Origin of the sequence: Kutzneria chonburiensis (genome assembly GCF_028622115.1) — a bacterium.
In the GTDB taxonomy this organism is placed as follows: Bacteria; Actinomycetota; Actinomycetes; order Mycobacteriales; family Pseudonocardiaceae; genus Kutzneria; species Kutzneria chonburiensis.
Genome location: NZ_CP097263.1, coordinates 8,642,027 through 8,654,482, shown reverse-complemented (window position 1 = coordinate 8,654,482; position 12,456 = coordinate 8,642,027). Strand labels below are relative to the sequence as shown.

The 12,456-nt window shown below is 70.0% G+C and carries 13 protein-coding genes; 9 read left to right on the top strand and 4 right to left on the bottom strand.

Annotated elements, in window-relative coordinates:
• Window positions 1-22 precede the first annotated feature (22 nt).
• The 3 genes from M3Q35_RS40420 to M3Q35_RS40410 are packed head-to-tail and all read left to right on the top strand — an operon-like array spanning window position 23 to window position 2,929.
• Window positions 23-1,063 (top strand): ABC transporter substrate-binding protein, encoded by a 1,041-nt coding sequence (locus M3Q35_RS40420; protein WP_273937839.1) that lies wholly within the window; start codon window positions 23-25, stop codon window positions 1,061-1,063.
• Entirely contained in the window at window positions 1,053-2,120 is a 1,068-nt protein-coding gene (locus tag M3Q35_RS40415; protein WP_273937838.1) for a FecCD family ABC transporter permease, read from the top strand. The genes M3Q35_RS40420 and M3Q35_RS40415 overlap by 11 nt, the downstream gene beginning before the upstream one ends.
• Before the next feature lie 41 nt (window positions 2,121-2,161).
• Window positions 2,162-2,929 carry an ABC transporter ATP-binding protein gene (locus M3Q35_RS40410; protein ID WP_273937837.1) on the top strand — a complete coding sequence of 256 codons (768 nt, stop codon included), beginning with the start codon at window positions 2,162-2,164 and terminating at the stop codon, window positions 2,927-2,929.
• A 21-nt stretch (window positions 2,930-2,950) separates the two neighbouring features.
• On the opposite strand, the gene M3Q35_RS40405 is transcribed toward M3Q35_RS40410, so the two are convergent.
• Both M3Q35_RS40405 and sigC read right to left on the bottom strand, forming a co-directional pair.
• Complete coding sequence (locus M3Q35_RS40405) at window positions 2,951-3,688, bottom strand: hypothetical protein (protein WP_273937835.1); 738 nt, start codon at window positions 3,686-3,688, stop codon at window positions 2,951-2,953.
• Window positions 3,689-3,704: 16 nt separating this feature from the next.
• Window positions 3,705-4,271, bottom strand: coding sequence for an RNA polymerase sigma factor SigC (gene sigC / locus M3Q35_RS40400; RefSeq protein WP_273937834.1), 567 nt, complete (start codon window positions 4,269-4,271; stop codon window positions 3,705-3,707).
• Window positions 4,272-4,478: 207 nt separating this feature from the next.
• On the opposite strand from sigC, the gene M3Q35_RS40395 reads away from it, so the two are divergent.
• Together M3Q35_RS40395 and M3Q35_RS40390 are read left to right on the top strand one after the other, a co-directional pair.
• On the top strand, window positions 4,479-4,685 hold the full coding sequence (locus M3Q35_RS40395) for a heavy-metal-associated domain-containing protein (protein WP_273944662.1): 207 nt from the start codon (window positions 4,479-4,481) through the stop codon (window positions 4,683-4,685).
• Window positions 4,686-4,713: 28 nt separating this feature from the next.
• Complete coding sequence (locus M3Q35_RS40390) at window positions 4,714-6,915, top strand: heavy metal translocating P-type ATPase (protein ID WP_273937833.1); 2,202 nt, start codon at window positions 4,714-4,716, stop codon at window positions 6,913-6,915.
• 253 nt (window positions 6,916-7,168) lie between these two features.
• Here M3Q35_RS40390 and M3Q35_RS40385 read toward each other — a convergent pair whose 3' ends face one another.
• Window positions 7,169-8,002 (bottom strand): helix-turn-helix transcriptional regulator, encoded by an 834-nt coding sequence (locus tag M3Q35_RS40385; RefSeq protein ID WP_273937832.1) that lies wholly within the window; start codon window positions 8,000-8,002, stop codon window positions 7,169-7,171.
• Between the two features lie 127 nt (window positions 8,003-8,129).
• Here M3Q35_RS40385 and M3Q35_RS40380 point away from each other — a divergent pair, with 127 nt between their 5' ends.
• The 4 genes from M3Q35_RS40380 to M3Q35_RS40365 all read left to right on the top strand — a co-directional run bounded on the left by M3Q35_RS40380 (window position 8,130) and on the right by M3Q35_RS40365 (window position 11,004).
• Window positions 8,130-8,891 carry an SDR family NAD(P)-dependent oxidoreductase gene (locus M3Q35_RS40380; RefSeq protein ID WP_273937831.1) on the top strand — a complete coding sequence of 254 codons (762 nt, stop codon included), beginning with the start codon at window positions 8,130-8,132 and terminating at the stop codon, window positions 8,889-8,891.
• Between the two features lie 9 nt (window positions 8,892-8,900).
• Window positions 8,901-9,443 (top strand): ester cyclase, encoded by a 543-nt coding sequence (locus M3Q35_RS40375; protein ID WP_273937830.1) that lies wholly within the window; start codon window positions 8,901-8,903, stop codon window positions 9,441-9,443.
• A gap of 11 nt (window positions 9,444-9,454) precedes the next feature.
• On the top strand, window positions 9,455-10,624 hold the full coding sequence (locus M3Q35_RS40370; RefSeq protein WP_273937829.1) for an LLM class flavin-dependent oxidoreductase: 1,170 nt from the start codon (window positions 9,455-9,457) through the stop codon (window positions 10,622-10,624).
• Between the two features lie 167 nt (window positions 10,625-10,791).
• A complete protein-coding gene (locus tag M3Q35_RS40365; protein WP_273937828.1) occupies window positions 10,792-11,004 on the top strand; it encodes a hypothetical protein in 213 nt (70 codons plus the stop codon).
• On the opposite strand, the gene M3Q35_RS40360 is transcribed toward M3Q35_RS40365, so the two are convergent.
• A complete protein-coding gene (locus M3Q35_RS40360) occupies window positions 11,005-12,453 on the bottom strand; it encodes a glycoside hydrolase family 64 protein (RefSeq protein ID WP_273937826.1) in 1,449 nt (482 codons plus the stop codon).
• Window positions 12,454-12,456 lie beyond the last annotated feature (3 nt).

The window sequence follows — 12,456 nt, the reverse complement described above, 5'->3', positions numbered from 1 at the left end:
GAAAAACCTGGAAGGGCAAGACATGCAGCGCAAACCCGCCGCCGTGCTGGTGATCGCCGCCCTCGCGCTGACGGTGACGGCGTGCGGCAGCGGGACTGCCGCCCCCGCGTCCGACACCGCCACCCGGTCGACGGGCGAAGGCAAGACGCACTACCCGCTCACCATCACCAACTGCGGCAAGCAGTACACGTTCGCCAAGGCTCCGAGTCGGGTGGTGGTGATGAACGGCGGCTCGGTAGCCGAGGTCTCCTCACTTCTCGCACTGGGACTCGGCGGCCGGGTCGTGGCCAACGCGCAGAACTACGGCGCGTCGGACGTGCCGGGCCGGCTGGACGCGATCAAGGCGCTGCCGACCGGCGGTATCAAGCTCAACGACCAGCAGGACATTCCGCGCGAGGCAATGCTGGGGTTGCGGCCCGACTTCGTGATCTCCACCTACGAGGGCGGCTTCTCCGCGCAGAACGGCTTCGCCACCCGGGACGACCTGTCCAGGATCGGCGCGAACACGTATGTGCCGCAACACGCCTGCGGCGCCACCGGCATGGTCGCCGGCAACCCGACCATCCAGGACAGCTACGACCTGCTGCGCGACCTCGGCAAGATCTTCGACGTGCCGGGCAAGGCCGACCAGGTGATCGCCGCCGCCCAGCAGAAGGTCGGCGCGGCCGCCGACAAGGTCCGCGGCAAGCCCGCCAAGAACGTCATGCTGGTGTTCCCCGGCATGGGCGCGGACGACTTCAGCTCCATCGCCGCCGCCGGCATGTGGAACGACATCCTGGCCAGGGCCGGCGCGACCAACCCGTTCAACGACCCGGCCGGCAACGAGTTCGCCACCGTCAGCAAGGAAAAGCTGGCCACCACGCCGATCGACGCGCTGATCGTGGTGAACTACCAGAACCCGGACCCGGACGGCTCGGCGAAGAAGATCCTGGCCCAGTTCCCGCAGTGGGACGCCGCCAAGAACAAGCGCTACCTCGTGCTGTCCGATTCCATCTACCTGGGGCCCAGCAACGACGTCGCGGTGGACAAGATCGCTCGTCTCGTCCATCCAGATGCGTTCTGACGTGGTGCGCACGCGGGCAGTCGCCCCGCTGCACGGCATCGCCATCGGCCCGGCGCTGGTGGTCGGCGCGGCGGTGTTGGTCGTGGTGATGCTGGTGTCGGCCTGCGTCGGGGCGGTGACCGTGCCGCTGGCCGACACCTGGCACGTCGTGCTCGCGCACGTTACCGGCAACACCGCCGGCCTCGATCCCGCGTTGGACCAGATCGTGTGGCAGTACCGCATGCCGCGGGTGCTACTGGCCGCCTGCTGCGGCATCGGATTGTCGGTGGCGGGCGTCGTGTTGCAGGCCGTGGTGAACAATCCGCTCGCCGATCCTTACGTGCTCGGTCTTTCCTCGGGCGCGTCGCTGGGCGCGGTCGCGGTGATCGTCGGCGTCGGCGGCGCGGTCGGCGGCCTCGGTACCTCGTCGGCCGCGTTCCTCGGCGCGATGCTCGCCGTCGGCTTGGTGCTGCTGCTGGGCCAACAACGCGGCCGGCTCGCACCCACGCGCGTGGTGCTGGCCGGCGTCGCCGTCGGCTACCTGCTGCTCGCGGCGACGAATTACCTTCAGTTGCGGGCGAATCCGAACCAGCTGCGGGAAGTCATGTTCTGGACGCTGGGCAGCGTCGCCGGGGCGACCTGGGACCAGCTCGGGCTCGTCATCGCCGTGGTCCTCGGCTCAACCGGCGGCCTGCTGCTGTTCGGGCGCCGGCTCAACGTCCTCAGCGCCGGCGACGAACAGGCCACCGCCCTCGGCGTCGACGTCCGCACGCTGCGCCTGGGCCTGCTCGCGGTGGCATCGCTGCTCACCGGAGTGCTGATCGCCAACGCCGGTGGCATCGGGTTCGTCGGGCTGATGATTCCGCACCTGGTCCGGCTGACGTTCGGCGTCGACCACCGCCGGGTGCTGCCCATGTCGGCGCTGATCGGCGGCACCTACCTGGTCGCCGTCGACCTGCTCTCCCGCACCGTCGACGCGCCGAACGAGCTGCCGCTGGGCATCTTCACCGCCGCCTTCGGCGCGCCGTTCTTCCTGTGGCTGCTGCGCCGCAACCAGAGCATCGGAGGCTCCACGTGACCCGGCTGGACATCGCCGGCCTCGCCGTCGACCTCGCGGGCGTGCCCGTGCTGCGCGACGTGAACCTGGCCGTAGACCCGGGCAGTGTCGTCGGTCTGGTCGGCCCCAATGGCAGCGGCAAGTCCACGCTGCTGCGCACCATCTACAAGTCCGTTCGGCCCGTCGCCGGCGCGGTTTTCATCGACGGTGACGACGTGCGGACCCTGTCCGCCCGTGCGGCCGCACGGCGCACCGGGGCCGTGCTTCAGGATTCGGCCGGGACCGGCGGCCTCACCGTGTCCGAAACCGTCGCGCTCGGGCGGAATCCGCATCACGGGCTGCTGACCCGAGAGTCCACATCGGACCGTGAGGCTATCGCCGAAGCCTTGGCGCGCACCGGCATGACGCCGTTCGCCGAACGGCTGGTCAATTCGCTGTCCGGTGGCGAACGGCAGCGGGTGCTCCTCGCCCGCGCCCTCGCCCAGCGCCCGCGGCTGTTGGTGCTGGACGAGGTCACCAATCACCTCGACGTCCGGGCCCGGTTCGAGCTGCTGGAACTCGTGCGCGGCCTGGGCGTGACCACGCTCGCCGTGCTGCACGAACTCGACCTCGCCGTGCGGTGCTGTGACAGGCTCGTGGTGCTCGATCAAGGTCGAGTGGTCGCCGCGGGCCCCGTGCTGGACGCGCTGACTTCCGAAGTGCTGCACGACGTGTTCGGTGTGCACGCAACGACGATCCGCCACGAAGACGGCGTCGTCCGCATCACCTACGGCGCACAGCCACTGGCCACGCGCGACCGGGTTGCAGCTGCGGCTGCGACAGCTGAGTAGAACGGGCCACCGGCTCGGTGTTCAGGCCGCGTTATGCCGCCCAGTTGGCCGCAGCGGCCCGCCACGCTTGCCGCGCTGCTCGGACGCCTGAGACGTCGTCGAACCGTCACCGCTCGTCCCGCTGAGATCCGGCTCCCGGACACGGCCGGGCTCCGGCTGCCCGGACTCCTGCCGGCGCACCGCCCACAGCAGGAGCAGCCCCACCACCAGCAGGCCGTGCGAGGCGATCCGGGAGACGGTGACCTCGTGGTCCACAAGATCGTGCACGGAGAACACGGTCAACACGATCAGGAAGCCAGTGAGCACCGGCAGCATGCCCGCCGCCGCCCGGGGACGCATCGCCGCCCACAGCAGGCCCACTCCCAACGCCAGGTTCCACGCCGTGCTCTCGTTGGACAGGTGCCCGGTCATGGTCATGCCGGGCATCACCTGGTCGGCGCCGAACAGCAGCGCCATCCCCAACGCGAGCTGGGCCAGCGCGACCAGACCGAGCGCGACCCGCGTCCACGGCGTCCGGGGCAGCGGAGGCGGGGCGATGTCCAGGATCTGCTCGGTGAGATCGGGCACCGACACCGCCGGCCGCACCCGCAGCGAGCGCGTCAGCCGGCTGGCGTCAGCAAGCCACGCCTGGCACGCCGAGCAGTCGTCGAAGTGCTGATCCGTCACGGCGGCCAGCACCGGTTCCTGCTCGCCGTCCATGCGCGCGGAGAGTGCCTCGCGGCAGGTCATGCAGTCCACGGGGAGGTAGTCGTTCGGCACCGGCGTTCGGTTCCCGTCACATCGCGTTGTCTTGTTCGCGGCCCAGCTCGAGGAGGTCCTCACGGGCCCGGAACACCCGGGACCGGATGGTGCCCACCGGGCAGCCGCACACCTCGGCGGCCTCGGCGTAGGACAGCCCGAGCACCTGGGTGAGCAGCAGCGCCTCCCGCCGCTCGGGCTCCAGCGCGTCGAGCAGGACGCGCAGCTCGACGATGTCCTCGAAGCCGCGCGCGGCGCGCTCGGGGGTCTCGGCCGCCTGGTGCCAGTCCGGCACGTCGGCCAGGCGTGGCCTGGTGGACGCGGTGCGCAGCTGGTCGACGACGACCCGCCGGGCGATGGACAGCACCCAGGTCCGTGACGAAGACCGACCGGCGAACCGGGGCAGCGAGCCGATCGCCCGGAGGTATGTCTCCTGGGTGAGATCGTCGGCCACGGCCGTGCTGGCCAGGTGGGCCACGAACCGCCAGACGTCGCGCTGGGTCGCCCGCACCCAGGCGGCGAGCGCGGCCCGATCGCCCCGGCCCGCCTCGAACGCGAGCTTGGTGATCAGTTCGTCGCCGGCCGCGTCATGGTCTCTGGGCACGGCGCACACGGTATTACACCCGTCTTCCGCCGAACGGGGGATGGCCGACCCGTCTGCGGCCGTACCTGCGGCGATCACGTCGAGGTGTGCGCCCGCGCTCGAAAAATCCCAACTGCCGGGAACCATCGGCCGCCCTGGCCCGACTTGTCACGTGTGGACAGGCTCCACGGCGCGATCGACGACTGCATCCCGGGAGAGCACCAACCGATGGCCGAGAACACCTACACCGTGCAGGGCATGACCTGCGGCCACTGCGTCAGCTCGGTGACCGAGGAGGTCACCGACGTCGCGGGAGTGTCGCATGTGGACGTCGACCTGGCCACCGGCCGGCTGACCGTGGTCAGCGACGCCGACGTGCCGGCGGCGGACATCCGCGCGGCCGTTGAGGAGGCCGGCTACCAGCTGGTCGGATGACCTCCGCCCGCCACTGGTAGGTGCTCCCATGACTTCCGCACCCGAGTTCGTCCGGCACGAGATCGAGCTGTCGATCGGCGGCATGACCTGCGCCTCCTGCGCCAACCGCATCGAACGCAAGCTCAACAAGATGGCCGGCGTCACCGCCACCGTCAACTACGCCACCGAGAAGGCCAAGGTCAGCTACCCGGCCGCCGTCACGCCGGAAGACCTGGTCCAGGTCGTGGCGGCCGCCGGCTACACCGCCGAGCTGCCCGAGCCGGTCGGGCGGGAGCAGCCGGCCGAGGCCGACCCGACCCAGCCGCTGCGTCAGCGGCTGCTGGTCTCGGCGGTGCTGGCGGCGCCGGTGATCCTGCTGTCGATGATCCCGGCGCTCCAGTTCGCCGACTGGCAGTGGCTGGCCCTGACGCTGGCGAGCCCGGTGGTGGTCTGGGGCGCGCTGCCGTTTCACCGCAAAGCCTGGGTGAACCTCACTTACGGCAGGTTCACCATGGACACGCTGATCTCGCTGGGCGTCGGCGCGGCCTACCTGTGGTCGCTGTACGCGCTGTTCCTCGGTGACGCCGCCACGCCCTCCCCGACCGGCATGGCGGCCATGACCGCCGTGTCCGGCACGCAGATCTATCTTGAGGTCGCCGCCGGCGTCACCACGTTCATCCTGGCCGGCCGCTACTTCGAAGCCCGCGCCAAGCGCCGCTCCGGGGCCGCGCTCCAGGCGCTGCTGGAGCTCGGCGTGAAGGACGTCTCCGTGCTGCGCGACGGCCGCGAGCGCCGGATCCCGCTGGCCGAGCTGCGGGTCGGCGACGAGTTCGTGGTCCGCCCCGGCGAGAAGATCGCCACCGACGGCGTGATCACCGAGGGCAGCTCGGCGGCCGACCTGAGCATGCTGACGGGCGAGTCCGTGCCGGCCGAAGTGGGGCCCGGCGACGCCGTCGTCGGCGCGACGGTGAACGCCGGCGGCCGGCTGGTCGTCCGGGCGACCTGGATCGGCGCGGACACCCAGCTGGCGCAGATGGCCCGGCTGGTCGAGGCGGCCCAGAACGGCAAGGCGTCCGTGCAGCGCCTGGCCGACCGGGTGTCCGCGGTGTTCGTGCCGGCGGTGATCATGCTCGCGCTGTTCACCCTGGTCGCCCAACTCGCCACCGACAGCACCCCGCAGGTCGCGTTCTCCGCCGCCGTCGCCGTCCTCATCGTCGCCTGCCCCTGCGCCCTTGGCCTGGCCACGCCGACCGCGCTGCTGGTCGGCACCGGTCGTGGGGCGCAGCTGGGCATCCTGATCAAGGGGCCGGAAGTGCTGGAGTCCACCCGTCGGGTGGACACCGTCGTGCTGGACAAGACCGGCACCGTCACGACCGGCCGGATGAGCCTGACCTCCGTGCACGTCGCCGACGGCGTCGATGAGGCCGAAGCGCTGCGGCTGGCCGGCGCCCTTGAGGACGCCTCCGAGCACCCGATCGCCCGGGCCATCGCCGTCGGCGCGGAGGCACGGACCGGCGAGCTGCCCACTGTTGACGATTTCCGCAACGAGGAAGGCATTGGCGTCCAAGGGATCGTCGAGGGCCACAAGGTCCAGGTCGGTCGATGGGACCTGCCGCTGGACCCGTCGCTGACAGCGGCGAAGCAGGCGGCCGAACGGGCCGGCCGCACCGCGGTCGCAGTGGCCTGGGACGGATCCGTGCGGGCGGTGCTGGTGGTCGCCGACACCGTGAAGCCGACCTCCGCCGAGGCCGTCGCCCAACTGAAGTCGTTGGGGCTCAAGCCGATCCTGCTCACCGGCGACAACGCTTCCGTCGCACGGGCCGTCGCCGCCGAGGTCGGCATCGACGACGTCATCGCCGAGGTGCTACCCGCCGGCAAGGTCGACGTGGTGGCCCAGTTGCAGCGGCGGGGGCAGGTGGTGGCGATGGTCGGCGACGGCGTGAACGACGCCGCCGCGCTGGCCAAGGCGGATCTGGGCCTGGCTATGGGCACCGGCACGGACGTGGCGATCGAGGCCAGCGACCTCACACTGGTGCGCGCCGACCTACGCGCGACTGTGGACGCGATCCGGTTGTCCCGCAAGACGTTGAGCACCATCAGGGGCAACCTGTGTTGGGCCTTCGCCTACAACGTCGCCGCCCTGCCGCTGGCCGCACTCGGCCTTCTCAACCCGATGATCGCCGGCGCCGCGATGGCCTTCTCCTCGGTGTTCGTCGTGAGCAACAGCCTGCGGCTGCGGAGTTTCCGCTGACGACATCAGGCCCGTCCGCGCGGCCGATTGTCGCTGCTGGATCCGCGCTGCACGGTGGCCCGTCCGCCGTGGCTTCCGTCGGCGACGGCGGACCTGCCGAACTGGCCATCTGACGACAGCGGCTTCCCTCTGCTGAAGGGCAGCCGCGAAATCGCCATGGGCCGCCCCACGTCGCAGCAGCGGTCAGACGTGCTGGATTGCGTCCGTCAGATTTCGGTCGTGGCGTCGTTGACCCAGCGGGAGAACGCTCGAGTCACCGCCCCGCCGTCTCCTGGAGCAGCCGCACCTTCGCCCACGTGTCCCCGTCGACCGGGGTGTAGGTGGTGAGTTTGAGCTCGGAGCGCTCGCCCAGCCAGAGCTGGGTGTAGTCCAGGGTGAGCAGGCCGACCTCGGGGTGCTGGTAGCGCTTGGTGAAGTTCTCCGGTGCCCGGACGTCGTGCTGCTCCCACAGCCGTACGAAGTCGGGGTTCTGGCGCATCCGCTTGACCAGGCCCTTCCAGCTCGGCTCGCCGCCGTGCACGGCCATGCCGGCCCGGAGCCGGCCGACCAGGCGGGCAGCGGAGTCCTCCCAGTCCAGGACGGCGTCGCGCCACCTCGGCGACATGAAGACCAGGTACAGCCAGTTGCGTTCGTCGAACGGCAGGTGCTCGATGCCGCCGACCATGCGCTCGTAGGTGTGGTTGTACGCGAGCAGGTCGAAGCGGGCGTTGATGATCGCGGCCGGGATCGGCTCCAGCTGGGTCAGCATCACCAGCACGGCGCTCGGGATGGCCTTGCTGTCGCGGTCCGGCGCCGGCTCGGGATGCCCGGCCAACGTGTAGAGGTGGCCCCGCTCCGAGGAGTCGAGCCGCAGGGTGCCGGCGATAGCGGCCAGCACCTGCTCGGAGACGTTGATGTCCCGGGCCTGCTCCAGCCACGTGTACCAGGTCACGCCGACGCCGGCGAGCTGCGCGACCTCCTCGCGGCGCAGGCCCGGCGTACGACGGCGGCCGGTGACGGCGATGCCCGCCTGCTCCGGCGAGAGCCGCTCGCGCCGGCTGCGCAGAAAGGCCGCCAGTTCGCGCCGCCGGAGCTGGTGATCGGTCATGACACCACTGTGCCAGCACTCGTATCCCGGTGCCAGGTGGTTCGGATACCTGGATAACCACGCTCTGGCACCAGGATAAATCCGGTCGCAGAGTGGTGGTGAGCAATGAGACCGGAGGTAGAACGCCATGAGCAGCCCCTTGCAGTCCACCGTCGCGTTGGTCACCGGGGCCAGCAGCGGCATCGGCCGGGCCACCGCCCGCCGGCTGGCCGCCGAGGGCGCGACCGTCGTGCTGGTCGCCCGTCGCCAGGACCGGATCGACGCACTGGCAAAGGAGATAGCCGACGAGGGCGGCCAGGCCGTCGCGCTGGCCGCCGACCTGACCGACGCCGACGACGCGGCCGACGCGGTCGCCGACACCGTCGAGCAGCTGCACCGGCTGGACACCTTGGTCAACGCGGCCGGCGTCATGCTGCTCGGCGGCTCGGCCCAGGCCCCGCTGTCCGAGTGGCAGCAGATGGTCGACGTCAACGTCAAAGGGCTGCTGCACATCACCAAGGCCGCCCTGCCGCACCTCGTCTCCGCCGCCATGACGAGCCCGCGACGAGTGGCCGACGTGATCAACATCAGCTCCATCGCCGGCCGCTGGATCATGCCCAACTCCGCGGTGTACAACGCGACGAAGTTCGGCGTGACCGCCGCGACCGAGGCCTGGCGGCAGGAGTTCGCCCGCCGCAACGTCCGCTTCTCCGTGGTCGAGCCGGGACTGGTGGAGACCGAGCTGCTCGGCCACATGCAGCCCGCCGTCCAGGAGGGCATCGCCGCCCGGTTCGCCGACGTCGAGCCGCTGCAACCCGAGGACATCGCCGAGGCCGTCTCCTACATCGTCACCAGCCCGCGCCATCGGGCCGTGGCCGAGATCGTCATCCGCCCCACCGACCAGATCTGAGGAACAATCATGCAGCTACCCACCTCGATCGCCGTCGCGGCGACCCTCGGCGCCCTTGTCGTCGGCGGCGTGCAGGCCTATCCGTCCAGCCCGGTCACGCACAACACCGAACTGGGCCGTGAATTCGTGGTGCTGGAGAACGACAGCGACGCCACCGACCGGCAACGCCTGGCCCACACCATCGTGTCGCCGGACTACCTACAGCACAACGCCATCGTGCCACCGGGGCGCGACGGACTGCTCACGTTCCTGCGGGGCGTGCGGGTGGTCATGCCCGACGTCAGGTTCACCTCCCGGGACGTGTTCGCCACCGACGACCGGGTCGTCTCCCGATTCACCGTCACCGGCACCGTGACCGGCGGCCCGTTCGTCGGCGTACCGGCCGGCGGGCAGCACCTGGAGTGGGACGGCGTCGACATCTGGACGGTGCGCGGCGGGCGGCTCTACGAGCACTGGGACCAGTTCGACTGGCCGCGCGCCCTGATCCAGCTCGGCGTCAAGGGATTGCCGCAACCGTTCGTCCAGGCCGCCGCCCAGCCCGTGAACCGCTGAGGAGAACCACTATGAGCAAGCTTCGATTCGGCTACTTCCTCGCCCCGATGCACCGCCCCGGCATCAACCCGACCGTGGCGCTGCACCGCGACCTCGACTTCGTCGAGCACCTGGACCGGCTGGGCTACGACGAGGCCTGGATCGGCGAGCACCACTCCGCCGGCAGCGAGATCATCGCCTCGCCGGAGGTGTTCATCGCCGCCGCCGCGAGTCGCGCCCCCCGCATCACGTTCGGCACCGGCGTCGTCTCTTTGTCGTACCACAATCCCCTGTGGGCAGCCGATCGGATCGTGCTGCTCGACCATCTGACCCGCGGCCGCGTCGTTTTCGGCGTCGGCCCCGGCTCACTGCCGACGGACTCGACGATGATCGGCCTGAATCCGACGGATACTCGCGAACTCCTCGAGGACAACCTCGACATCATCGTCCGGTTGCTGGGCGGCGAGACGGTGACCGCGAAGACGGCGACGCACCAGCTCGTCGACGCCCGGCTTCAACTGCGCCCCTACAACCCCGACGGCATCCCGATCTCGGTGGCCGCCGTCGCCTCGCCCACCGGACCCCGGCTCGCCGGACGTCACGGCCTCGGCCTGCTGTCGATCGGGGCGACTCTCACCGTCGAGGGCTTCGATGCCCTGGCGCACCACTGGAATGTGATGGAGGAGCGCGCCGCGGCGTACGGCACGACGGTCGACCGTGACCGGTGGAGCCTGGTCAGCCTGTTCCACATCGCCGAAACCGAGGAACAGGCGCGCAAGGAGGTCGAGCACGGCCTGGTCGCGTGGTCACGCTACTTCGCACACGTCGCGGCGTTCCCTCAGATGGCCGTGCAGACCGGCGACGTCAAAGAGGTCATCGCATTCGTGAACAACTCGGGTATGGGTGTCATCGGCACTCCGGAGCAGGCGCGGGCGCACGTGCAACGGCTGTGGGACCAGTCGAACGGCTTCGGCTCCCTGCTGTCGATGGGACACGACTGGGCCACCCCCGAGGCGACCAATCGTTCCGCTCAGCTGTTCGCGGAAGAGGTCGTTCCGCACTTCCAAGGGCAGGCCCAGCCCACACTCGACGCCGCCGAGCGCGCCGCCGCGGTACGCGCGGGCCACAACCAGCACCAGTTGGCGGCCATCGAGCACATGACGGCGAAATACCAGCAGGAACTGACGGGATCGCAGTCCTGAACTGCCCGCACCACACCGGAGCACGGCATGAGCACCGACACCCCGTTGCTCGACGGGGTTCACCACCTCAAGCTGCCGGTCAGCGATCTCGCCCGCGCCTGGTACGAGTCACGGCTGGGTTACCAGAGTTCGCGCTGCGACGGGCCCTGGGCACTCCCCGGCTGCCGTTGGCCGGCATCGTGCTGGCCGAGACGTTGCTGACCGGGCTTTTCACGTCCGCGCCGGCGATCGGCGCCGGCGTGGTGGGGCTGCGGCCGGCCGGGATGATGTTCGGCCGCAGCGGCGGCCGGTTCGATTTCCTGCTGCGCCGGGGAGCCGGCAACATCGAGCCGTACGGGACCGGGACCCGTACGGCATCGATGTCGCCGTCGCGCGGTTGACTACCAGCCGACCGTCAGGGTGAGACTGGTCGGCGGATTGGCGTTCGGCAGCACCTTCACCGAACTCTGGTCGTTGACGTCGTCGTAGGCGAACGCGTAGGCCCGGTGGTCGATGCCCACGGTGTGGAAGAACTTCGCATAGTCGTTCTGCACGGAATTGGTGTAGTAGGCGGCCGGGTTGTACCAGTTGGCCGTGTTCTGCGCGACGCCCCGGTTGAAGGCGGCGCAGAACTCCGCCCCGAGTTCACGGGCGACATCGGTCATGCCGCCGTTGGCCAGCGCGCCCGCGCACTGCACGACGTCCGTGGTGGTGGGTTTGGCCAGCACGAACGGCCCGACCCCGTTGCGGGTGAACTGGAGTTGGCCGTTCACGACCCGGCCGGTGAAGGTCACGCCGAGCCGGGTCAGCGTGAACTGGGTCGCGGTGTACTGGTTCCACACCTGGTCGATAGAGGACTGCAGGTAGTTGGCCTGTGCGCCGCCGGGCCAGAAGGAGTTGGACGAGCGCGGCGCCACGATCCGGTACGTGTTCGCCAGCCCGGTGAACGCCGGGCCGACGGACGCGGCGTACTGCGCCATCACCTGGGCCCTGGTGGCGGTGATCCCGACGGTTTGGTCGTAGCCGATCGCGGTCTGCTGCAACCGGGCCGTCATCGGGAAGCCGAACATGTCGACCTGGGTCGTGTTGCCGCCGTAGGAGACGCTGCCGTTGACGTAGGTGTACTCGTACCAGTCGAAGTACACGTCGCCGTTGGGATCGTTGGGATTTCGCAGGTCCGGCCCGCCCCAGCCGTTGTCGTCCGGTGAGATCGGGATGTACATCGGCGTGCCCAGCGAGAGGTAGATCCGGCCGCCGTACATGCTGGCGGGCAACGAGATCGTGCTCGCCTGGGCCAGCGTGAACGCCATGTTGGCGTAGTTGACGCCGTTCTTGGTCAGATGGTTGGGCGCGGTCGCGTCGAGATGGCTGATGTGCGTCATGGTGCCGTCGGCCTTCAGGTAGGACCACTGGCCGGGGGTGACCTGCCCCAGCACCATCACGTAGATCTGGCTGTTGGACCACCGGCCGCCCGTGTTGTTCTTCAACACCAATGGGAAGCCGCCGGTCCCGCCGCCGCCGGATCCACCGCCCTGGGTGTAGGTGAAGTGCGGCGTGTCGTAGAGCGGGCCGCCCTTCTCGTAGGTGAACCAGTAGTCCAGCACGGTGCCGGCGCTGAGGCCGTCCACGGTCTTCTGCCAGACGCCGCCGTTGTTGGTCATCCGGAAGTTCTGCTGGTTGGTCCCGTTGTTCAGGTAGTGCACGTCCACCAGCGCCGCCGGGGTGGTCGGGGTGAACGTGAACCGGGCCTGCGTCGCGGAAACCGGCGCGACGCTCTGCGTGTAGTCGGCGGCGGCCGGCGTCGCCGACACCAGGGCAGCCGTGAGCGCAACGGCGAGGAACCTGAGCATCGT